The following is a 22,560-nucleotide window of genomic DNA, read 5'->3' as shown; positions in this document are numbered from 1 at the left end:
GCTTGAAAAAGCCGGTTTCGACCGGCTTTTTTGTTGCCCAAAAGAAGCTTCAGGAAAGAGCTTAGGCCCTTGCCATGCGTGGGGGATGGTCTACCTTTCGACTGGGAACCAAAACAATATGAGGAGAATGCCATGCGGGTGATCGGTGCGACAGCAACCAGGGCGGTCTGCCTCGCCGCAGCTCTTCTGTTCGCCAGCCATCCCGCAAGCGCCGAAGACGAATGGCTCACCAGTTCGTCACTCATCAAGTCTGAAAGCCAAGAGAGCACGTTCGAGCGCTATGACTATGTAAATCCGGACGCGCCCAAGGGCGGGACGCTGAACTCCGTCGCGCTCGGCACCTATGACAGTTTCAATCCGTTCATCGTGCGTGGCACCCAGGCAGCCGGACTCAACTATTTCGGCGGTTTTCTCTGGGACACGCTCATGCAGCAGTCCCTGACAGAGCCCAGCACGAGCTATCCGCTCATTGCCGAAGCCTTCAAGCATCCCGAGGACAACTCCTCCGCCACCTACCGCATCAATCCCAAGGCGCGCTGGCACGACGGGACACCAATTACAGCGGAAGACGTGGTGTGGTCTCTCAACATGCTCAAGAAACACAGTCCGCAGCACACTCGATATTTTTCCAGCGTCGAGGAGGCGGTGGCCCTTTCCGAACGCGAGGTGGAATTCCGGTTCGATCAGGCAGGCAACAAGGAACTGCCGCACATTATGGGCGATCTTCCAGTTCTGCCGAAGCACTGGTGGGAAGGCACAGACGCAGAGGGCAAAAAGCGTGACTTTACGCAGCCCACGCTCGAGCCCCCACTGGGAAGCGGTCCATACATGATCGAGAGCTTTACACCCGGCTCCGAGATCGTCTGGAAGCGGGTGGAGGATTATTGGGCGGCCGACCTGCCTGTGCATGTGGGACGTTACAATTTCGACCGCCGCAGATACACCTACATTCAGGACGAGAACGCCGCCTGGCTCGCTTTCACCAAGGGTGGCCTGCAGGATATTCGCGTGGAAAACCGCTCTCGCCGCTGGGCGACGGAATACACGTTTCCGGCGGTCAAGGATGGCGACGTCATCAAGAATGAGTTTCCGACCGGCGGAGCGGAGCCGATGCAAGGCTTCGTCCTCAACACGCGCCGACCGAAATTTCAGGACCGCCGGATTCGGCAGGCGCTGACACTTGCGTTCAATTTCGAGGACATGAACCGGACACTCTTCTTCGATAGCTATACCCGTACAGACAGCTATTTCGAGGGAACCGAGCTGGCCGCTACCGGCCTTCCAGAAGGGCGCGAACTTGAGATTCTCAAGGAGTTCAAGGACAAACTGCCACCGGAAGTGTTTACTGATGCGTTCAAGCTCCCGGTCTACGACAATCCGCAGGCGGAGCGGACCTATCTGCGCGAAGCAATCAGGCTCTTCTCCGAAGCGGGCTGGAGCATCAAGGGCGGCAAGATGACGAATGACGGCACCGGCCAGCAATTCACCATCGAGTTTCTTGGCAACAGCCCCACTGACGAGATAACGACCGGGCCATATATGGCGGCACTACGCAAGATCGGTATCGACGTATCGCTGCGCATTATCGACCCGTCGCAATATGTGAACCGCATCCGAAATTTCGACTTCGACGCGGTCGCGAGCATCTTCGTAAACTCGCTTTCACCGGGGAACGAGCAACGCGAATATTGGGGTTCAAAAGCGGCCGACACCCCCGGCACCCGCAATCTTGCCGGGGTCAAGAACCCCATCGTGGATGCACTCGTCGAAAAGATCATCTACGCGCAGGACCGCGAGGAGCTTGTCGCGGCAAGCCGGGCGCTCGACCGAGTACTCCTGTGGAATTATTATTGGGTGCCTCAATGGCATGCGCCTTACGTTCGCATCGCCTACTGGGACAAGTTCGGGATGCCGGAAAAGCAGCCCGAATATGCCGGTGTCGACCTTGATTCCTGGTGGATCGATCCGGAGCGCGAGAAAGCGCTTTCAGCCAAATACCGGAGCCAGAATTGAGCGGGCGCAGCGAGCCTCCGCAGCAGCCTTCACGCAGGGACTTCCTGTCGCTCGCCGGTGCGGCAATTGCCGCGCCGCTGCTGCCGTACGAGGCTTTCGCCAGTGTCGGGACCGGCACGCCACTACACGGCCTTTCGGCATTCGGCGATCTCAAATATGCCCCGGACTTCAGCCATTTCGACTATGCCAGTCCGGAGGCACCAAAAGGTGGTACGTTCAATTTTCAGCCCGGATACTGGTTTTTCAATCAGAACGTCCTGACCTTCAACACGCTGAACGCCTTTGTGCGCACCGGCGATGCACCGCCGCGCATGGAGATATGCTTCGATTCCCTGATGGTTCGGGCCTATGACGAGCCCGACGCGATCTACGGGCTTCTGGCCGAAAGCGTGACTCTTTCCGACGACCGCAACGGATTTATGTTCAAACTGCGGCCGGAGGCCCGGTTTCATGATGGCTCGCCGGTCACCGCCGAAGATGTGGCTTTTACCTACAACCTGCTGAAGGAGAAGGGGCACCCCCAGCTGCAACTGCCACTCGCCGAGATGACCGAAGCCAATGCGGACGGGACCGATCTCGTTAATTTGCGGTTTTCCGGCGCGCAATCACGCCGCAACATTCTCACCGTTGCGGGTTTTCCGATCTTCTCAAAGTCCTTTGTCGAAGAAAACGGCTTCGGCAGCTCCCGGCTGGTGCCACTGCTCGGCTCCGGCCCATACAAGGTGGGTCGTTTTTCGGCCGGGCGCTACGTGGAATATGATCGAGTGGGAGACTATTGGGCCCGAGACCTCGGCCCTGCCAAGGGTTTCAACCATTTCGACACGATCCGCATCGACTTCTACCGCGACCGCAATGCCGGCTTCGAAGCCTTCAAGAAGGGTGACGTCTACTGGCGCGAGGAGTTCACGTCGCGCGTCTGGGCGACAGGGTACGACTTTCCCGCGATTCGCGATGGCCGCGTGCTTCAGACCGAGATACCCGGTGAAAAGCGCCCGCAGCTCTATGGTCTCGTGCTCAACCAGCGACGGGAACAATTCAAGGATGTGCGGGTGCGCGAGGCCATCAGCCTGTGCTTCGACTTCGAATGGACCAACCGCAACCTGTTCTACGACGCTTACACGCGGTCGCATTCCTTTTTCGAACGCTCACCTTACATGGCCGAAGGAGAACCCTCCCCCGAGGAGCAGGCGCTGCTCGACCGCTTTCGCGGCGAAGCGCCGGAGGCAGCATTCGGAGATGCGGTGAAACAGCCGACATCCGATGGATCGGGCCGCGACCGCAACAATCTGCGTCGGGCGCGCCAGCTCTTGACAGAAGCAGGCTGGACGCCGCGCGATGGTGTTCTCCACAACGAGAAAGGCACGCGCTTCACACTGGAATATCTGGTGCGGGATGAAATCTTCCTGCGTCAGGATGCCAGCTTCGGCGAGAACCTGCGCGCCATCGGCATTGATGCGTCCACCCGTGTGGTCGATGCCTCGCAGTATCAGAGCCGGCAAAGTGCGTTCGATTTCGACATGATCTCCATGGCGATCGGGCTGACGGCCACACCGGATGCAAACGGGCTCGAACAGATATTCCATTCGCGAACGGCAAGCGTCGAAGGGACCTACAATTTTGCGGGCACGGCCGATCCGGTGGTTGATGAACTTATCGAAATTGCCGGCAGGGCGAAAAGCCGCGACGAACTGACCGTGACGCTAAAGGTGCTGGACAGGGTCTTGCGTGCGAGGCGCGACTGGATTCCAAATTGGCACCTGACGAATCACCGCGTGGCCCACTGGGACATGTTCGGTTACAGCGAGAACAAGCCGGATTACTTTTTCCCGGTGGAATCTCTGTGGTGGTTCGAGGAAGAAAAGGCGAGAGCGATTGGCAAGGCGTAAGGGCGGCGTGGCAGAATTTTCCTCAATCCCAAACGTGAAGAGAGTGGCTGACTGATGGGCGCCTATATCCTCCGTCGACTGCTCCTCATGATCCCGACGCTTTTTGGCATCATGGCAATCTCTTTCATCGTCGTGCAGTTTGCACCGGGCGGTCCCGTGGAGCAGGTGATTGCCCAGATCACCGGGCAGGCTGGCGGCGCCGATGCACGCATATCCGGTGGCGGCGGTGATTTCGGCAATCAGGGATTCGGCGGCGGTTCTGTCGAAGGCAGTGGCGTAACCTCGAAATATCGCGGCGCGCAGGGTCTCGATCCAGAGTTCATTGCGTCGCTTGAAAAACAGTTCGGCTTCGACAAGCCACCGCTCGAGCGTTTCGCCCTGATGATCTGGAACTATGCGCGGTTCGACTTCGGCGAGAGCTATTTCCGCGACATTTCGGTGATCGACCTGATCCTCGAGAAGATGCCGGTCTCGATCTCACTCGGCCTCTGGATCACGCTGATCTCCTACGGGATTTCCATTCCGCTCGGCATCCGCAAGGCGGTGAAGGACGGTTCGGCATTCGACGTGTGGACCAGCGGTGTGGTCATCGTCGCATATGCCATTCCCGGCTTCCTGTTTGCGATCCTCCTGATGGTTCTGTTCGCCGGCGGGTCTTTCTTCGACTGGTTTCCGCTGCGCGGCCTGACTTCCGACAATTGGGAAAGCCTTTCCTGGCCGGAGCGCATACTGGACTATTTCTGGCACCTTGCCCTGCCGTTGACGGCCATGGTGCTATCGGCCTTCGCCACGACGACGCTTCTGACCAAGAACTCGTTTCTCGATGAAATCCGCAAACAGTATGTGGTGACCGCGCGCGCCAAGGGGCTCTCGGAGCGACAGGTGCTCTACGGCCATGTCTTCCGCAACGCGATGCTGATCATCATCGCCGGATTTCCCGGCGCGTTCATCTCCGCCTTCTTCACCGGCTCGCTTCTGATCGAGAGCATCTTCTCGCTCGACGGGCTCGGTCTGCTGGGCTTCCGTTCGGTTATCGACCGCGATTATCCCGTAGTGTTCGCCAATCTCTACATATTCTCGCTGATGGGACTGGTCATCAGCCTCATCTCGGATGTCACCTACACGCTGATAGACCCCCGCATCGACTTCGAGCGGAGGGATGTGTGATGTCCGACATTCAGGTGCAAAGCGAGGTGGCAGCGGTGCGCCGCCCCGGCAGAAGGCCGTGGCTCTCGCCGATCAACAGGCGCCGCTGGCAGAACTTTTGCGCCAACCGGCGCGGCTACTGGTCCCTCTGGATCTTCCTGATCCTGTTCGTGCTGTCGCTGTTTGCCGAGTTTCTTGCCAACGACAAGCCAGTGCTCGCCTATTACAAGGGTGAGGTTCTGTTTCCGGTTCTGGTGGACTACCCGGAAGAGAAGTTCGGCGGCTTCCTCGCCGTGACGGACTATCGCGATCCGATCATCTCCGAGGAGATCGAGGCCAATGGGTGGATGGTGTGGCCGCCGATCCGCTATTCCTACCGCACGGTGAACAACGAAATTCCCGAGGCGGCGCCCGCCAAGCCCTCATGGATGTACACCACGGAGGAACGCTGCGGGCGTTATCTGCAGGGTGTTGACGATCCGGCCTGTACGCCCGGAAACTGGAACTGGCTCGGGACGGATGACCAGGCCCGGGACGTGCTTTCACGCGTGATCTACGGGTTCCGCATCTCGGTTCTGTTCGGCCTCATCCTGACCGGCGCCTCGGCGCTGATCGGCGTGAGCGCCGGCGCGATACAGGGTTATTTCGGCGGCTGGACAGACCTTCTCTTCCAGCGCTTCATCGAGATCTGGTCGTCAATCCCGGTGCTCTATCTGATCCTGATCATCGCCGCCGTTCTGCCGCCGGGCTTCTTCATCCTCCTCGGCATCATGCTGCTTTTCTCGTGGGTCGCTTTTGTGGGCGTCGTGCGCGCCGAATTCCTGCGCGCGCGCAATTTCGAATATGTGAGTGCGGCGCGGGCGCTTGGCGTTTCCAACCGCACGATCATCTTCCGCCACCTTCTACCCAATGCGATGGTGGCCACCCTCACCTTCCTGCCCTTCATCCTGAACGGCTCGATCACGACGCTGACATCGCTCGACTTTCTGGGTTTCGGGCTGCCGCCCGGCTCCCCTTCGCTCGGTGAACTCCTCCGGCAGGGCCAGCGCAACCTCAACGCGCCATGGCTCGGCATTGCAGGCTTCCTGAGCCTCTCGATCATGCTGTCGCTGCTGATCTTCATCGGCGAAGCCGTGCGTGACGCCTTCGACCCGCGGAAGACGTTCAAATGAGTGACGCCCCCCTCCTCTCGATCCGTGATCTTTCCGTCTCCTTCAGGCAAGGCGCTCAGGAAACGCTTGCGGTCGATCACATCTCGTTCGACATCGCGCGCGGCGAGACTGTCGCGCTGGTCGGGGAATCGGGGTCGGGCAAGTCCGTTTCAGCACTTTCGGTGCTGCGGCTTCTGCCCTATCCTGCGGCGAGCCACCCGTCCGGCCAGATCTTCTACAACGGCGTGGACATCCTTGCCGCCGATGAAGCGACACAGCGCAAGGTACGCGGCAACGAGATCTCCATGATCTTTCAGGAGCCGATGACCTCACTGAACCCGCTGCACACCATCGAACGGCAGGTCGGCGAGGTGCTCAAACTGCATCGCGGCATGGGCGACAAGGCGGCGCGGCAGCGGACCCTTGAGCTGCTCAATCAGGTTGGCATACGCGAGCCGGAGAAGCGGCTTGATTCCTTCCCGCACCAGCTTTCCGGCGGCCAGCGCCAGCGCGTGATGATCGCCATGGCGCTGGCCAACGAGCCCGACCTCCTGATCGCCGATGAACCGACCACCGCCCTCGACGTAACGGTGCAGGCGCAGATATTGGAATTGCTCGCTGATCTTCGGCGCAAAAAATCAATGTCGATGCTCTTCATCACCCACGATCTTGGCATTGTGCGCAAGATTGCCGACCGGGTCTGCGTCATGACCGACGGGAAAATCGTGGAGAGTGGACGGACGGAGGATATCTTCACCAACCCGCAGCATGCCTATACACGCCACCTGATCGAGGCCGAGCCGAAGGGCCGCCCGCCGAAAGCAGACCCTACTGCAGAAACAGTGATGAAAGGTGACGGGATCAAGGTCTGGTTCCCTGTTAAAAAGGGGCTTCTGCGCCGCACGGTTGACTACATCAAGGGTGTCGACGGGGTGGACGTGACGGTGCGCGCGGGCCAGACGCTCGGCGTGGTGGGTGAATCGGGTTCCGGCAAGACGACTCTCGGTCTGGCCCTTGCCCGCATGATTGGCTCGGAGGGGCATATACGCTTTTCCGGCGAAGAGATCGATCAGCTTTCGTTCCGGCAGATGCGCCCCTACAGGCACGCCTTGCAGGTGGTGTTTCAGGACCCTTACGGGTCATTGAGCCCGCGCATGTCGGTTGCCGAGATCATCGAGGAAGGTTTGCGCATTCATGAACCCGGCCTTTCAGCAGCCGAGCGCGACGCGATGGTGGTCGATGTTCTGAAGGAGGTCGACCTCGACCCCGGCAGTCGGTTCCGCTACCCGCACGAGTTCTCCGGTGGGCAGCGCCAGCGCATCGCCATCGCGCGCGCCATGGTGCTGAAACCGCGCTTCGTGATGCTGGACGAGCCCACATCGGCGCTCGACATGAGTGTGCAGGCGCAGGTGGTGGACCTTTTGCGCGATTTGCAGAAGCGGCATAACCTGGCCTATCTCTTCATCAGCCATGATCTGAAAGTCGTTCGTGCGCTAGCCAACGAGGTGATCGTCATGCGCGCGGGCAAGGTGGTGGAGGCCGGTCCGGCGGAACAGATTTTCGATGCGCCGCAGACCGAATATACACGCGCGCTGATCGCAGCCGCATTCAACATCGAAGCCACGCCCGGAGGCGTGGTAAGCGAATAAAGTTCGAGGGGCAAACCATGAGTACACCAAAACGCGGTCGCGTCCTTCTTTCCGTTACCGGTTTCAATCCCCAGCGCTGGTACGACCTCCTCTCAAAGGAGAGGGAGATCGTGCTGGAGCCCGAGAGCACGGAGGACCCTTCGATCGACTTTGCGGTCGTGTGGAAACACCAGAAGGGCGTGCTCGCCAAACTACCGAACCTGAAGGTGATCTTCTCCATCGGAGCGGGTGTGGACCACATCTTCGCCGATGACCAGGTGCCAGATGTGCCCATCGTGCGGGTGGTGGCGGACAATCTCACGCAATACATGTGCGAATATGTGACGTGGCGTGTGCTCGATCATCACAGGCAGGGCTCCGTCTACCGGGAACAACAGGCCCGGAAGGTCTGGCACGAACCGCGGCAACCGCCAGCCAACGAAGTTTCGGTTGGCGTTATGGGACTCGGTCAGCTCGGTACACGGGCCGCACAGGCGCTGCGCGCGGTTGGTTTTTCAGTGAATGGCTGGAGCCGCACACCCAAGGACGTTGACGGGGTCAGGGGCTTTCATGGCGAGGACGGGTTGACCCCCTTCCTCAACGCCACGGACATCCTTGTGGTATTGTTGCCGCTGACAGCCGCGACCCACGGTATCGTCAATTATTCACTGCTCTCACAGCTGCGACAGGATGGCCCGCTGGGCGGCCCCTGCCTTATCAATGCGGGGCGCGGAGGCCTTCAGCGCGAGGTTGACATCCTCAAAGCGCTTGAAGAGGGCGTGCTAAAGGAAGCGAGCCTCGACGTGTTCGAGCGCGAGCCACTGGCGCCGGAAAGTCCGCTCTGGTCGCATCCCCGGGTTTTCGTGACGCCACATGCGGCCGCCACTTCAGACCCGGCACATCTGGCGCCTCTCATGCTGCAGCAGATGGAGGCGTTTGAACGTGGCGAGGCGTTGAAAAATCTCGTCGACCGGAAAGCGGGCTACTAGAGCATCTTGCGGTCAGGTGGGATCCCTGACACCCGCAAAAGGCGGAAAAACCGACAGATTGAACGGAGCGGCGTTCCGTGAAACCGTGAACCGCTCTAAGGGCGACGGTAGTGTGATGGACGGCCATAGAGCCGTTCGATCCGCTCGATCGCATCGCTCAACGGTTCGCGTGCGACGTTCATGGTGTTGCCGTTGGCGTGAAGCATCATCTCGGGGTCGAGCATGATCGCCACATGGCCTTTCCAGAACACGAGATCGCCTCGTTTAAGTGCGGTTTCCGCGGGGTTGATCAGGTCGCCGATGCTGTCGGCCTGCATGTCGGTATCGCGCAGGACGGTTTTTCCGGCCATGCGCATGGAAAGCTGCACAAGACCCGAGCAATCGATGCCGAAGCCGCTTGTCCCGCCCCACAGATAGGGTGTGTGCAGGAAGGTTTCGGCGACTGCAACGTAGTCTTCCGCATGCACACCGAGAGGCTGCAGGTGGCCGGCAATCATCGCACCGCCTGACGCGAGAAGCATATATTGCGTGCCCCGATTTTCGACAGTCTCCGTCACACAGACCGCCGCACCCATGCTGTGGGCGGCGATTGCGGGCTTCTTCAACTCCGGCTCGGGGTAGACAAAGCTGCGCTGCGCGCGAACACGATGGGTGGGCGTGAAATCTTCCGCTGCCAGCGCCGCGGCATTCACATAACCCACATAGCCATCGTGCCCTGCCTGCACCCAGGCCCAGCCTTCGCGCCTTTCGAACACACGCACCGCATCACCATGGAGGAACTGGGTGTCCATTCCGGCGTCGAGACGCGGGGCGCTGTGTACGTCGGCAATGGGGGCGCCAATGCGGGCGGGTGTGCCGGCGATGAAACGGTTCGCCTTTACCCTGCCCTCGAGGCTGGCGTCGGCAAGATCGGCCCGGTGGGCATTTAGGCGGCGATCAAGTGTCGTCATAAGGGAAGCTCCGCGGACTTTGCCACCACCACATCGCCAAACCGTTCCACAAACAGAGCGCCCTCGACGGTGCGCTTGATCAGGACATTCCGACGGTCGTTCGGGTCGCGATGGCGGGAAACGAGTTTCAGGGCACCCATCGTGTCCAGAGCTCGCGTGATAACGGGTTTGGAGACATCCAGTTTCTCGGCCAGCCCGCGCACGGTGTGTGGTGGCGGGTCCAGATAGATCGTCAGGAGGACAGCCAGCTGGCGCTCGGTGAGGTCCGGTGCCTTGCCGCGCACCTCGGCAAGGCTGACCTGTTGCCACAGACGCAGCGCCTGGCTTGGCCTTAGCTGAACGGACATATCAGGACCTGCCTTCGCGGATAAAGCCGGAAACCGTTTCGGCTCCGTTTTATTCATGCCGTGAAAGGCGGGTAGGCGCAAGCGCCAGCTGCTTCTTGCTAGGATACAGCTCCATAACGCTCTGTCAGCACGCGTTCGATGGCGCGGATACCCTGTGCCTCGCCGCCGACCGGCGCATACGGCTTGTCGGCCGGGTTCCAGCCATAGATGTCAAAATGCGCCCAGTTCTTCGCCTTCTCTACAAAACGGCCAAGGAAGAGACCGGCAATCGGTGAACCGGCAAAGCCGTCGAGCGAAACATTGTTTATGTCGGCGATCTTCGAATCGAGACGTGAGAGATAAGGCTTCCACAACGGCATGCGCCAGAGCGGATCGGCGACCGCCTCCGAGGCCTGCACCAGCGCGCCCGCCAGCGCTTCATCATCGGTGTAGAATGGCGGCACATCGGGCCCCAGAGCGACGCGCGCGGCTCCGGTAAGCGTCGCCATGTCTATCAGAAGTTCCGGTTCCTCCTCGTCTGCCAGGGCCATCGCATCAGCAAGCACCAGCCGACCTTCGGCATCGGTGTTTCCGATCTCCACAGTGAGCCGTTTTCGGCTGGTCAACACATCGCCAGGGCGGAAAGCATTGCCTGCAACAGCGTTCTCCACGGCCGGGATGAGGACACGAAGGCGAATATCGAGCTTTGCCGCCATGATCATCGAGGCCAGGCCGAGCACATTCGCGGCACCGCCCATGTCTTTCTTCATGAGCAGCATGCCCGCCGCAGGTTTTAGATCGAGGCCGCCTGTATCGAAACAGACGCCCTTGCCGACAAGAGTGACCTTCGGCGCATCGTTCCGCCCCCATCGCAGATCGAGAAGGCGCGGCGCGGCCTCGGCTGCCCGGCCGACCGCATGGATCATGGGCAGGTTTTCCTTGAGGAGGTCATCACCAAGCGTCACTGAGAGCATCGCACCATGTTCCGAGGCGAGTGCGCGGGTGGCATCTTCAAGCGCATCAGGCCCCATATCGCCTGCAGGCGTATTGATGAGATCGCGTGCGAGAATGCAGCCATTGGCCAACCGCTCAACACGGCTCACGTCGACCCCTTGGGGAACGGCGAAGCGAAGGGCATTGCGCGGTTTCTTGCCATAGCGTGTGAATGCGTATGACCCGAGCAACAGGCCGAGGGTTGCTAGTTCCGCTTCTTCCGGCGCGTCGGCAAAGTGCCAGTCGCCTTCCGGCAGATGCCGCGCCAGCGCTCCTGCAGCGAGCGGGTTGAGTGTACCGGATTTGCCAAGCCCGAAAAAAGCGCCGGCGATTGCGCCATTGTCACCAGGTATAGTCAAAACCGTGGCCGTGGCCCCTGAAAAGCCGTTTGCCTTCGCCCACCCGATGGCTGCCTTCGGTGCTTTGCAAGCATCCAAGGCGTCCGCCTCTACCAGATAGACCGGCAGGGATGAAGCTTTTGGCGTGCTCAGGAGCGTGACGGGCATTTGGTATCTCCTCGTTTACATTTTGCGGCGCGTTTTAACGCTCCGTTAGGGTTAACAGAATATTTCTCTCTGTTGAAAGTGGGCCGGACAGCGGCCGAAGCCAACCGGAGGGCGCGCGCAGATGTTTACCGAACAGCGCACGAATGCAACCGCAAACAGGATCTCCATGACAGCGATTGCGCTGGTTATGGCGGTGTCAGTCGCTGGCTGCGCAAAGGATCGGATCACGACCGGTTCGATCAGCCGCAGTACGCCCAAACCGGTTTCCAATGTTGCGACCATGAGCGAACCGCAGTTGCGGAACACCGCCGATTCCCTCGGGCGCGCCTACACGCAGAACACCAAGGACAAAGGCACAGCACTGCAATACGCTTCTGTTCTTCAGATGACCGGGCGGGTCGACCAGTCTCTCGCGGTGATGCGCAAACTTGCGATCGACCACCCCAAGGACCGCGAAGTGCTGGCCGCCTACGGCAAGGCATTGGCTGCCGCCGGAGAGCTTCAGCCAGCGCTTGACGCGGTACGCCGGGCCCAGACCCCGGAATATCCGGACTGGCGGCTGCAATCAGCCGAAGGCGCAATTCTGGATCAACTCGGGCAGAAAGAAGCTGCCCGCACCCTCTATCGCCAGGCGCTCAATCTCAAACCGGGTGAACCCTCCGTGCTTTCGAACATGGGAATGTCATATCTGCTTGAGGGTGACCTGAAATCAGCCGAGCATTATATGCGGCAAGCTGTACAGGCTTCCGGTGCCGACAGCCGCGTGCGGCAAAATCTGGCCCTCGTCGTCGGGCTTCAGGGGCGTTTTGGCGAAGCAGAGCAACTGGCCCGGCAGGAACTCTCGCCTGAGCAGGCCGAAGCCAACGTCGCATATCTTCGCTCAATGCTTGCGCAACAGAATGCGTGGAGCCAAATCGCGGACGAAGACAAGAAGAAGCGCCAGTAACAGCGCTTTCCCTTTGTAGACCGACCCTGGAAAGGCCGCCTCAGGCGGCCTTTTTTGCCAAGCTGGGTTGAGCTCAGAACAGTCCCTGCTGCTTGATCTGGATACCTGCCGGCCCAAGAATCACGGCAAACAGGACGGGGATGAAAAAGAGAATCATCGGGACGGTAAGTTTCGGCGGCAGAGCGGCAGCCTTCTTTTCCGCCTCATTCATCCGCATTTCCCGGCTTTCATCCGCGAGCACTCTCAATGCGTGGCTTACCGGTGTGCCGTAGCGCTCAGCCTGGATCAACGCCTGGGTGACGCTTTTCACGGTTTCCAGCCCTGTACGCGTGGCAAAATTCTCATAGGCCTGACGGCGTTCCTGAAGGAAGGAGAGTTCCGCATTCGTCAGCACCAGCTCCTCGGCCAACGGGACCGACTGAATGCCGATCTCATCCGCCACGCGCCGGAAAGCCGCTTCAATGGACATGCCCGATTCAACGCAGATCAACATCAGATCAAGGGCGTCGGGCCACGCGATCTGGATCGACTTCTTTCGCTTCGAAGCCAGATTGCTGACATACAGAACGGGTGCGTAAAAGCCTGCATAGGCGGCGATGACACAGACAAAAAGCTTCACAAACAGGGGCTGCTCGGGAAGTCCACCAAGGACGAAAATATAGACGATTGCGAGAAGCAGCGTGACGAAGGGGAGAATAAGACGAAAGAAAAGAAACTTCGTGAGCGGGTTCTGGCCTCGAAAGCCGGCCGTGCGCAACTTCGCTACCGCCGCATCATCGGCCAGCGCACGGCGCAGATCGAGCCGATCTACGATCGCCCGCATGCCTTCTGACTGATGCTCACGCAGGCCCCGCCGGCGCTTGTCGGCCTCGGCGGCAAGACGCGCACGCTGCCGCGCACGCAATTCCTCGCGCTCAAGCGCAACACTTTTCATGCGCGCTTTCAGCGGATCTCCGCCGAAGGCCGGCAGAAGCGTGAAAACAGTTGCGAAAACCGCCACCGCAACCAGAAGCGCGATCAGGAAACTGGGTTCGATGATACTTCCGATGACGTTTGAAGGCATTGTCTAAACCTCGAAATTGATCATGTTCCGCATCACGAGAATGCCGATCGTCATCCACATTGCAGCGAAGCCGAGAATCAGATGCCCCGCGCTGGTGGTGAAGAGCGGGATGATGTAACTCGGGCTGGTGAGATAGACGAGGAAAGCGACGACGAAAGGCAGGGCCCCGATAATCACGGCCGATGCCTTGGCCTCCATCGACAGCGCCTGCACCTTCGCCTTCATTTTCTTGCGGTTGCGAAGAACGCGAGACAGGTTTGACAGCGCTTCGGAGAGATTGCCGCCTGCCTGAGACTGAATCTGAATGACGATGCCAAAGAAGTTCGCTTCCGGGCATGGCATCGTCTCGCCCATGCGAACGCAGGCTTCCGGTGTCGAAACGCCCATTTGCTGGGCTTCCACAATCCGGCGAAACTCGGTGCGCACGGGCTCCTGCGACTCACTAGCGATCAAGCGTATGCCATCATTGATCGGCAGGCCCGATTTCACCGCACGGACGATCACGTCAAGCGAATTCGGAAACTCGTTCAGAAACGCTTTCACGCGGCCGCGACGCCTCCAGGACACGAACCAGCGCGGCAAGCCCAGAGCTCCGACTATCAACGCCCCCGGCAGCACAAGCAGCGGAGCACCCATGACGAAAACCGCCACGGTAAACACCAATCCGCAGATTGCCGAAATGATGTAGAACCGCTCCGGTGTTACACTCATCCCAGCCTGTTTAAGCTGCATCTTGAGTGGCGGCTTGCGAACCCTGCTGTCGCGCTTCTTCTGCCGCTCTTCCAGATCCTTCAGGGAGTCCTGAATGGATTTGCGGCGCTTTGCCGTTTCAGCAACACGGTCCCGCGAGGCTTTGATGGAGACCTGATCGGTCTGCGCCCGCTTGACGGAGTCCAGCCGGCGCCCGACCTTCTTTTCCGCGGTAATGTTGTTGAACATCAGCGCATAAGCCACCGCCCCGGCACTGCAACCGGCCAGAAGAACAAATGCTATCAGAGTGATGTCCATTCCAAACATGGATTTACCTGCCCAAACCGAAACAGAAAGGCATCGACACGCTAGTCGGTCTTCCGTTCCATCGCTTCCAGCGCATTCGCCAGACGCTGCTCTTCACCATAATACCGGGCACGGTCCCAGAAATGCGGCCGCGCAATACCGGTCGACACGTGCTCGCCAATAATCTTGCCGTTCGCGTCCTCGCCTTTCATGTCGTAGAGGACGAGATCCTGCGTGATGATCACATCGCCTTCCATGCCGATTACCTCGGTGACGTGCGTGATGCGGCGCGAGCCATCGCGCAGACGCGTTGCCTGGATAATGACATCGACCGAACCGACGATGATTTCGCGTACCGTTTTCTGCGGCAGCGTGAAGCCACCCATGGCGACCATGGATTCGATACGATTCAGGCACTCGCGCGGATTGTTGGAGTGGATGGTTCCCATCGAACCATCATGGCCCGTGTTCATCGCCTGAAGGAGATCGAAAACCTCCGGACCGCGCACCTCACCGACAATGATCCGCTCGGGGCGCATGCGCAAACAGTTGCGCACGAGGTCACGCATGGTGACCTCACCCTCGCCCTCGAGATTTGGGGGGCGTGTTTCGAGCCGGACCACATGCGGCTGCTGCAGCTGGAGTTCCGCGGAATCCTCGCAGGTGATGATACGCTCATCAAGATCGATGAAACTGGTGAGACAGTTGAGCAGCGTCGTCTTGCCCGAACCCGTGCCGCCCGAGATCAAAACGTTGCAGCGGACGCGACCGATGATCTTCAAAATCTCGGCGCCTTCCGGGGAAATCGCTCCGAAACGCACAAGCTGATCGAGGGTCAACTTGTCCTTCTTGAACTTACGAATGGTCAGCGATGCGCCGTCAATGGCAAGTGGCGGTGCGATGACGTTGACACGCGAACCATCGGGCAGGCGCGCATCGCAGATCGGGCTCGATTCATCGACGCGGCGACCGACCTGGCTGACGATGCGCTGACAGATATTGAGAAGCTGCTGGTTGTCGCGGAAGCGGACGCCGGTCTGTTCGACCTTGCCGTTGACTTCGATGTAAACATGCTCGGCGCCATTGACCATGATATCGGCGATATCGTCACGTGCCAGAAGTGGCTCGAGCGGACCGTAGCCCAACACGTCGTTACAGATGTCTTCGAGCAGTTCCTCCTGCTCGGATATCGACATCGCGAAATTCTTGATCGCGATGATGTCATTGACGATGTCGCGGATTTCCTCACGCGCGCTATCAGGGTCGAGATTGGCGAGCTGCGAAAGATCGATGGTTTCGATCAGCGCCGAAAACACCTGGCTCTTGGTGTCGTAGTATGACTCGCTGCGCGCCCGGGCGGGCTGAGGCGTTCTCGCCGGCGGCGGTGGTGGCGGCGCGGACGGCGTGGGCCTGGGGGCCTCCGTGCGCTGACGCGGCGCGGGCTCCTGCGACGCCGGCGCTGCGTTCTGCGAGCTCGCAGGAGCCGGCCGTTCCGGCGTCAATACGTCGGTGCCGCCCGAAAAGGAATTCGGGGTTTCGGTGTGCGGCGCTGTGGGATGCGGGACGCCTGCCCCTCTCTTTCCGAACATCTGACGCTACCAATCCGTATCAGCTTTTGCGTTTCAACCTGCCCAGGATGCCGGACAAGCCACTCTTCTTTTTCGGCTTCACATCACGCCGACCAGTCAGGATATGTGCGAGTTCATTGATCGTCTCGACGATCGGGCTGTTTGCGTCCATCTCGCCCAGCATGCGCCCGTTGTTGGCTGCATTGCCAAACAGTTGCGGCTCGAAAGGAATGGTCGCTGCCGGGATCACACCGAGCGGTTCGGCAAAGTCTTCCAGCGATATTTCCGGTCGCTTCGGGATGCCCGCCTGATTGAGCAGCAGCACTGGCGGTTTGTCATTCGGCCGCAGCTTCTTCAAAGTATCGATTAGGTTCTTTGTATTGCGCAGATTGGCGAGGTCGGGCGTGGCCGTGATGACTATCTCATCGGCCTGTGCAAGAGTTGTCTTGGTCCAACCGTTCCAGACATGCGGAACGTCGAGAACCAGGACCGGCGCCGTGCGCTGCGTGGTGTCGATGATCTGCGCGAATGCCTCCGGATCGAAATCATACACGCGGTCGAGCGTGGAGGGTGCTGCCAGGAGGGAAAGCCTTTCCGCACACTGGGCCAGCAATCGATCCAGATAGACTTCATCTATGCGCTCGGGCGAAAACACCGCTTCAGCGATGCCCTGTGCGGGGTCCTGATCGAAGTTGATGTTCGCCGTGCCGAAAGGCAGATCCAGATCGGCCACCACGACTTCGTTTTCGAACAGACTGGAGATCGACCAGGCCACGTTGTGGGCAACTGTAGAAGAGCCAACCCCGCCTTTTGCTCCGATAAACGCGATAGAGTGTCCAAGCGGCTCAGCTTCAGGATCGACGAAAATGTTGGCGATCACGCTGACGATGTCCGCCATCGAGATCGGCGCGACCACATATTCGGAGATGCCTGCGCGGATCAGTTCCCGATATAGCCAGACATCGTTGTAGTGACCGATGATGATGACCTTCGTCGACGGGTCGCAGACCGTCGCCAACTGTTCCAGCGAAGCCAGCAATTCTCGCGGCTCGCTGGAGGATTCGACGATAACAAGGTTCGGCGTGGCCGCAGTCTGATAAAACTCGACGGCAGTCGCCACACCGCCCATATGCACCTTCAGATGGGTTTTCGCCATGCGGCGGTCTTCGCCTGCCCGCTCGATCGGATTGGCAACGCTGTCGGTCTCGCAGAATGCCTGAATCGAGATCCTCGGGATCGGCCGCAACTTCTGCAGCGCTGGCGACGCGCCATCCTCGGGAGCGAGATCCTCGTGGTCCGTTTCGTAGGCCAGATTGCTCATGTCATGCCCCTCGCCTAGTATGCGATCTCTCTGGCGGCCCGGAAATCCTCGGATACCTGACCAGGTTTATAAATGCTCTCAGCACCACGATATTTGTCGATCACACCCATCCGGTTCTCGGCATCAATCTCACCCTGTTTGCGTGGCCCAAGGAAATCGTTCGGATTGGCCACCTGTGCGGCGAGATTGTTCTGATAGGAGCAACCGAAATTCGCGTAGTGCTTGTTGTCGGTCGTATCCAGGATATCTGCCGGCCAGCTGCCGCATTGACTGGTGGATGCCTTGACTACCGGGTAGGAGACGCGGATCGGTGGCGCGGTATCCGGCGCAGGCGCCTGATATGAGATCACCGAAATACTCTCCGGCGGAACGCCCTGTTTCTGCAGCAGATGCGTAATCTGCGAAGCGACGTTGGACGCACCGAGTTCATTGGTAGAGCCCGACGGCACGAGTACGGAAACCGTACTGCCGGAGCGGCGGTCATATCCGCTCATGAAACCCGCGAGCGTGCTCATCTGGTCACGCGACATTTTCCGCGCGGAAGCGGCGACCGGGAGATCGATTTGCTGCGCCTTCTCGGAGATGACGATCGGATGATTGGTGCGATAGTCGTCCGGTATCGAACCGACAATGACCGAATCCCGTTTTGCGGCGCATCCGGCCATGACCGCGGCCGCGCAGACAATCATTGCCGTGCCGGCGAGCCTGGCCCGATGTGTGTTCCGTGTCGTGTTCTTCATCATGACCACCCCCGGCATAACCTTTCCCCAGCTCATTTGTAGATGTAGCCGACAACGCCGTGGTAGCGGCCATTGGGCAGGTTGGTTTTCATGCTTCCGTAGACGCGGTTTACGCGGCCAAGGAACATTCCCGCGCCATCACTGGCGGGTGTGAAATTATCGTCCGGCCTCGCCAATGCATTGCGCGCGGTCGGTTTGGACAGGTACGGCGTTACGATGATCACCAGTTCCGTTTCATTGCGAACGAAATCACGGCTGCGGAACAGCGCACCAAGTACGGGGACCTTGGAGAGCCCCGGCACCCCGTTGAACGCCTGGCGCACGTCATCCTGCACGAGGCCGGCGATCATCATCGATCCGCCGGAGGGCAGTTCGACCGTGGTATCGGCCAGGCGCTTGCGGATCGAGATTGCGTTCATGCTCGAAGCGTTGCGGTAGCGCTGGCCGCGCCCCATGCCAGAGAAGAAGGTCTGGGATCCCTGCATGGTGGGTTCGGAAACCTGAGTGCGGATCTTCAGGCTGATGCGGCCGGCAGAAAGAACTGTTGGAAGGAACTCCAGACCAATGCCGTAGTCGATCTTTTCGACCTCGTATTTCAGCGCGTTCGTGTCTGGGTCGATTTCCTGCGAGGTGACGATGTTGAACTCACCACCAACACGGAACGTGGCTTTCTCGCCGGAGACAGCCGTCAGAGCCGGCTCGGCCAGCGTCTTCATCACGCCTGCCTGCTCCATGGCGTTGATATAGGCGTCAATCAGCGATCCACCGACCGAAAACTGTGTGGGGGAAAGCGGCTTTCCGAGCCCGAAGGCATTGTCCACCACGGCACCCCAAGAGATGCCGTCAGCACTTCCCGAGCCGATCATGTTCACGCCAAGCTGCTTCATGACGGAGCGGCTGACCTCGGCCACCGTGACCTTGAGCGTGACCTGGTCCTCGCCGATGATCTGGATCATGTTGACGATCCGGCTCGTCTGGCGCTTCTGGTCGGGGTTGTTGATCGCTACACCGCCGCCATCTGTCGGTGCGGCCGCGCTTTGCGAGTATTGGCCGGTCGTGGCCTCACCACCGGTGACGAAGATCTGCGCAAGCTGCGCGGCACGGGCGGCATCAAGCGGTGTCTCAACCGTTCCGGTGAGAACGACGTTGTCGTTGATGAGTTCAACATCGATAGCGGAGTTGGGAATGAAGCGCTTGAGATACTCTTCAAGGCCGGCAACATCTCGCTCCACCGCAAGGTCCAGGCTTGCGATCTGCTCACCATTGGCGCCAAACACGAAGATGTTGGTCTCGCCCACCTGCTTGCCGAACAGATAAATGCGTCGTGCGGTGCGGGTCACGGCGTCGGCGACCGACGGATTTGCAACCAGAATATCGTAAGCGTCGCTCGGCAGGTCGAGCACAAGCGACTTGTTGAGACCAAGCTTTACCCGCTGGTTCACGCTGGGTCCGCCGCGCGCCTTGACAACGTTCTGTTGGGCAAAGGCCGCGCCATCCGGCAGAGCGGATTGTGCAGCCAACACCGTGACGCACCCCAATAGTAGGTGCGCGGTCAATTTCAGAGTGCTGCGCATTCCCCGCTCCGACTGTTTCACGGCCTTCGCCTCATCCATGCGCTTCGTCATTTCCGGGTCCCCACTTCGGTGACTTCACCGGATTTGATCAGACGGACGCTGTTGCCCCGGCCTCTGCCTGAAACAAGGTAGGACCCGTCATTCTCCGATGTTTCGTTCGTATCGGTAATTGCCCGCAGTGAAAGCGTGAGACGATCAGCCATCTGCTGTGCAACCGTGATGATCTCCGCCTGCTCCGGCGTAAGTTCGAGCGTCGCGGTTTCGCCCACCTTGACGCGGCGCCCTTCCTCGTCTTCCTGGATCGTCTGGTCGATCGCCAGAACCTTGATGTTCTTGAGGATGGTCTCAGTGATGAAACCGTTCGCGGTGCCGTTCTCCTGCGAGCGGCGCGTCATAATGACGTCTACGTAATCATTGGGAAGGATAAAGCCGCCCGCTGACGTATCAGCAGCGATCTGGGTTGCCACAGCGCGTTTGCCCGCAGGCAGGATCGCAGACATGAAGCTCATCCCCTCGCCGATGAGCTTGGAACGCCTGAGTGGCTCCCCCGTATAGAGTGCGACGCGCGCAATGGAGCTGCGCAGCTCTTCCAGCGCCTCGGGGCTCTCGTTCCTGGTGATCATGTTGGCGTTGATGTTGTCCGCAGGCCAGGACTGCCAGGACAGGGCGCTGCCGAGCTCGGTTCCCATCGGAACATCCTGTCCGATGACCAGAACATCGACGAGATCGATTGCCGGTTCTTCTGGTCCTGCGCTCGCGACTGGCTGCTGCGGAGCCGGTGCCGTCAGGTTCTTGGCGACATAACCGGCGCCAAGGGCGGCCAGCACGGCCACACCTAAGATGACGATCCGGGATTTGCTCATGACTCCGCCCCTTGTACTCGGACTTCCGTTGCGTGAAGCGGAGAATGGAGCGTCAATCGTCAAATTATGGTTAACGTGAACCTTACAAAAATGATTAATTCAAAGTTGAACTGTCCCGCGAGGCGCGAAACGCAAAAACGCCCCGACCAAAATCGGGGCGCTATCACGGTTTTGAGCTGCCGGAGGCTTCGGGGCTGGATGTCTCGGGCGACCGGAGTGAGCCCCTAGAGCCCCGCCAGCCTGGCGAGCGCCCATTGGACAAAAGGCGTTTCGGGATAGGCGAAGAGGCCCGCAGTGCCCAATGCAATGCCATAGGGAATCCCCGCCTTGTGATCTGCAAGATTTCGCAACAGGAGATTGTTGACCGACACGTATCCGATATACGAGTTCCTGAATTTGAGGATCAGGAGTGTGAGGGCGCCCCCCAGGAGCGCTGCGGTCAGAAAATACTGAATGAGAACCGGACTGAACCCAAACCAGATGGCGGTGGCCGCCATCAGTTTTGCATCGCCGCCACCCATGCCGCCGAAGGCAAAAAGGGCGAAGGTCACGGCCAGAACAACCACGCCTGCTGCCAGATGCATTCCAATTTGCGCCCAGTCCATGCCTATCATCGGCGCCGCGACAGCGAAGGTCGCGAGAAGCAATACAGACACGCGGTTCGCAATGGTCATGGACAACAGGTCCGAGACCGCGGCAAAAACCATACAGAAGGGAAACACCACAAGAACGATTGCTTCAAGCATGCCATGACACCTCAGTTTCCTTTGGATTATCCGGATCGCCGCTTAAAACTTGATGAACTGACGATTGTGACATCAAACGAAGAAGGCCGCTCCTCCAGTAGAGAAGCGGCCCCAATCTCTGGAACAATCCAGTCGGACGTTCTTAGTTGCCCGGCAGGTCGTCCGCGATGCCCTGGAAGGTGTCGCTCAGCTTGCCGCCGAGTGCGGTGGCGCCAGCAACGATACCAAGAGCGATCAGAGCAGCCAGAAGGCCGTACTCGATAGCGGTTGCGCCGGACTCGTCTTTCATGAAACGTGCAAACAGATTAGCCATTTGGGAAAACTCCTCTTCCGCGTTTTGTTCAGCAAGACCGTCAACGTTTTTTGTTGTGTTGATCGGATGGCCTGACCATACGAGGGAGCTCTTTCAACCTGCTTAAGAAACACCCTTACCAAAACCTTGCCGCCTCAAAGCGCGGGTGTTGGTTAACATGTTCATAAAGCACGGGGCCGCACGCGGTTCGCCAGAACACTTTATATATATAATCGGAAATGCTGCCGCCTTCGCACCTGTTCGGCCGGCACTTAACCCTTGGTTCACCAATCAGGTTCATACTCTCTTCAGCTTGACGTGGGGAGCAGGGTGATGCGCGCCGTATTTTCCAAAACCGGAACTGCCTTGAAAACAGTCTGCCTGACCGCCGGTCTGGTTGCACTGCCGGGAATCACCTCGGCAAATGAGGCGGCAATCGAAGTCGTGATGAACCAGGCGAAAATCGTCAAACTCGCGCGAGAGGCCGACACGATCGTTATCGGCAACCCCGAGATCGCTGACGCGGCCGTACAGGACGCCACGACGATCGTTCTCACGGGCAAGGGGTTTGGTGTCACCAATCTCGTCGTCCTCGACATTGACGGCCAACCCATAGTCGATGAACAGATCATGGTCAGCCGGCAGTCCGCCAGTTCCGTACGCATTTACCGCCGCGCGAACGTCCAGACGCTTTCCTGTACGCCTTACTGCGAGAGCTCATACAAGACTGATGCGGAGCGGGCCTCGGAAGCCGAGATCAGCGCCAACCAGTAAGTCATGCGAGAACGCGGGGCTGGCGGCGCTCGAACAGGCCGAACAAGGTTTGCAAAGCGTAAACCAAAACCCCGCAATTTGACCTGCAG

20 protein-coding genes are annotated in these 22,560 nt (G+C 59.4%); 8 read left to right on the top strand and 12 right to left on the bottom strand.

The features are described 5' to 3' along the window. Nucleotides 1-132 precede the first annotated feature (132 nt). From HF949_RS04810 to HF949_RS04785, 6 genes are read left to right on the top strand one after another with little or no spacing between them, the layout of a single operon-like run. Nucleotides 133-2,013, top strand: a complete 1,881-nt coding sequence (locus HF949_RS04810) for an extracellular solute-binding protein (protein WP_292898606.1) — start codon at nt 133-135, stop codon at nt 2,011-2,013. Continuing rightward, the gene (locus HF949_RS04805; protein WP_292898604.1) at nt 2,010-3,899 is read left to right on the top strand and encodes an extracellular solute-binding protein; all 1,890 of its coding nucleotides are present in this window, start codon (nt 2,010-2,012) and stop codon (nt 3,897-3,899) included. The genes HF949_RS04810 and HF949_RS04805 overlap by 4 nt, the downstream gene beginning before the upstream one ends. Nucleotides 3,900-3,953: 54 nt before the next feature. Next, entirely contained in the window at nt 3,954-5,066 is a 1,113-nt protein-coding gene (locus HF949_RS04800; RefSeq protein ID WP_292898602.1) for a microcin C ABC transporter permease YejB, read from the top strand. Continuing rightward, nucleotides 5,066-6,217 carry an ABC transporter permease gene (locus HF949_RS04795; RefSeq protein ID WP_292898600.1) on the top strand — a complete coding sequence of 384 codons (1,152 nt, stop codon included), beginning with the start codon at nt 5,066-5,068 and terminating at the stop codon, nt 6,215-6,217. The genes HF949_RS04800 and HF949_RS04795 overlap by 1 nt, the downstream gene beginning before the upstream one ends. Then, nucleotides 6,214-7,845, top strand: coding sequence for an ABC transporter ATP-binding protein (locus HF949_RS04790; protein WP_292898598.1), 1,632 nt, complete (start codon nt 6,214-6,216; stop codon nt 7,843-7,845). The genes HF949_RS04795 and HF949_RS04790 overlap by 4 nt, the downstream gene beginning before the upstream one ends. A gap of 17 nt (nt 7,846-7,862) precedes the next feature. Further along, nucleotides 7,863-8,813 carry a 2-hydroxyacid dehydrogenase gene (locus tag HF949_RS04785; protein WP_292898596.1) on the top strand — a complete coding sequence of 317 codons (951 nt, stop codon included), beginning with the start codon at nt 7,863-7,865 and terminating at the stop codon, nt 8,811-8,813. Nucleotides 8,814-8,908: 95 nt separating this feature from the next. Here the strand turns inward: HF949_RS04785 and HF949_RS04780 are convergent, their stop codons facing one another. From HF949_RS04780 to HF949_RS04770, 3 genes are all read right to left on the bottom strand, one after another. Next, complete coding sequence (locus HF949_RS04780) at nt 8,909-9,763, bottom strand: C40 family peptidase (protein ID WP_292898594.1); 855 nt, start codon at nt 9,761-9,763, stop codon at nt 8,909-8,911. Beyond that, nucleotides 9,760-10,110, bottom strand: coding sequence for a MarR family transcriptional regulator (locus HF949_RS04775; protein ID WP_292898592.1), 351 nt, complete (start codon nt 10,108-10,110; stop codon nt 9,760-9,762). The genes HF949_RS04780 and HF949_RS04775 overlap by 4 nt, the downstream gene beginning before the upstream one ends. 98 nt (nt 10,111-10,208) lie before the next feature. Further along, the gene (locus HF949_RS04770; RefSeq protein ID WP_292898590.1) at nt 10,209-11,588 is read right to left on the bottom strand and encodes a leucyl aminopeptidase family protein; all 1,380 of its coding nucleotides are present in this window, start codon (nt 11,586-11,588) and stop codon (nt 10,209-10,211) included. 121 nt (nt 11,589-11,709) lie between these two features. Here HF949_RS04770 and HF949_RS04765 point away from each other — a divergent pair, with 121 nt between their 5' ends. Then, nucleotides 11,710-12,534, top strand: a complete 825-nt coding sequence (locus HF949_RS04765; protein ID WP_292898588.1) for a tetratricopeptide repeat protein — start codon at nt 11,710-11,712, stop codon at nt 12,532-12,534. 73 nt (nt 12,535-12,607) lie between these two features. Here the strand turns inward: HF949_RS04765 and HF949_RS04760 are convergent, their stop codons facing one another. The 9 genes from HF949_RS04760 to HF949_RS04720 all read right to left on the bottom strand — a co-directional run bounded on the left by HF949_RS04760 (nt 12,608) and on the right by HF949_RS04720 (nt 21,718). Then, nucleotides 12,608-13,597, bottom strand: a complete 990-nt coding sequence (locus tag HF949_RS04760) for a type II secretion system F family protein (RefSeq protein WP_292898586.1) — start codon at nt 13,595-13,597, stop codon at nt 12,608-12,610. A 3-nt stretch (nt 13,598-13,600) separates the two neighbouring features. Further along, nucleotides 13,601-14,614, bottom strand: a complete 1,014-nt coding sequence (locus HF949_RS04755; protein WP_292898584.1) for a type II secretion system F family protein — start codon at nt 14,612-14,614, stop codon at nt 13,601-13,603. Nucleotides 14,615-14,655: 41 nt separating this feature from the next. Beyond that, complete coding sequence (locus HF949_RS04750) at nt 14,656-16,182, bottom strand: CpaF family protein (RefSeq protein ID WP_292898582.1); 1,527 nt, start codon at nt 16,180-16,182, stop codon at nt 14,656-14,658. A gap of 19 nt (nt 16,183-16,201) precedes the next feature. Then, complete coding sequence (locus tag HF949_RS04745; protein WP_292898580.1) at nt 16,202-17,482, bottom strand: AAA family ATPase; 1,281 nt, start codon at nt 17,480-17,482, stop codon at nt 16,202-16,204. A gap of 14 nt (nt 17,483-17,496) precedes the next feature. Continuing rightward, nucleotides 17,497-18,225 (bottom strand): CpaD family pilus assembly protein, encoded by a 729-nt coding sequence (locus tag HF949_RS04740; protein WP_292898579.1) that lies wholly within the window; start codon nt 18,223-18,225, stop codon nt 17,497-17,499. A gap of 29 nt (nt 18,226-18,254) precedes the next feature. Next, nucleotides 18,255-19,796: a type II and III secretion system protein family protein gene (locus tag HF949_RS04735; protein WP_292899990.1), complete on the bottom strand. Its 1,542-nt coding sequence runs from the start codon at nt 19,794-19,796 to the stop codon at nt 18,255-18,257. 47 nt (nt 19,797-19,843) lie between these two features. Further along, a complete protein-coding gene (cpaB, locus tag HF949_RS04730; protein ID WP_292898578.1) occupies nt 19,844-20,659 on the bottom strand; it encodes a Flp pilus assembly protein CpaB in 816 nt (271 codons plus the stop codon). A 224-nt stretch (nt 20,660-20,883) separates the two neighbouring features. After that, nucleotides 20,884-21,405, bottom strand: a complete 522-nt coding sequence (locus HF949_RS04725) for an A24 family peptidase (RefSeq protein ID WP_292898577.1) — start codon at nt 21,403-21,405, stop codon at nt 20,884-20,886. A 142-nt stretch (nt 21,406-21,547) separates the two neighbouring features. Then, entirely contained in the window at nt 21,548-21,718 is a 171-nt protein-coding gene (locus HF949_RS04720) for a Flp family type IVb pilin (RefSeq protein ID WP_223019311.1), read from the bottom strand. A 312-nt stretch (nt 21,719-22,030) separates the two neighbouring features. Here HF949_RS04720 and HF949_RS04715 point away from each other — a divergent pair, with 312 nt between their 5' ends. Continuing rightward, entirely contained in the window at nt 22,031-22,471 is a 441-nt protein-coding gene (locus HF949_RS04715; protein WP_292898574.1) for a pilus assembly protein N-terminal domain-containing protein, read from the top strand. The last annotated feature ends 89 nt before the right edge of the window (nt 22,472-22,560 follow it).

The organism is Nitratireductor sp., from assembly GCF_017794765.1.
GTDB lineage: Bacteria > Pseudomonadota > Alphaproteobacteria > Rhizobiales > Rhizobiaceae > Nitratireductor.
This window is presented reverse-complemented; position numbering and strand designations above follow the sequence as displayed.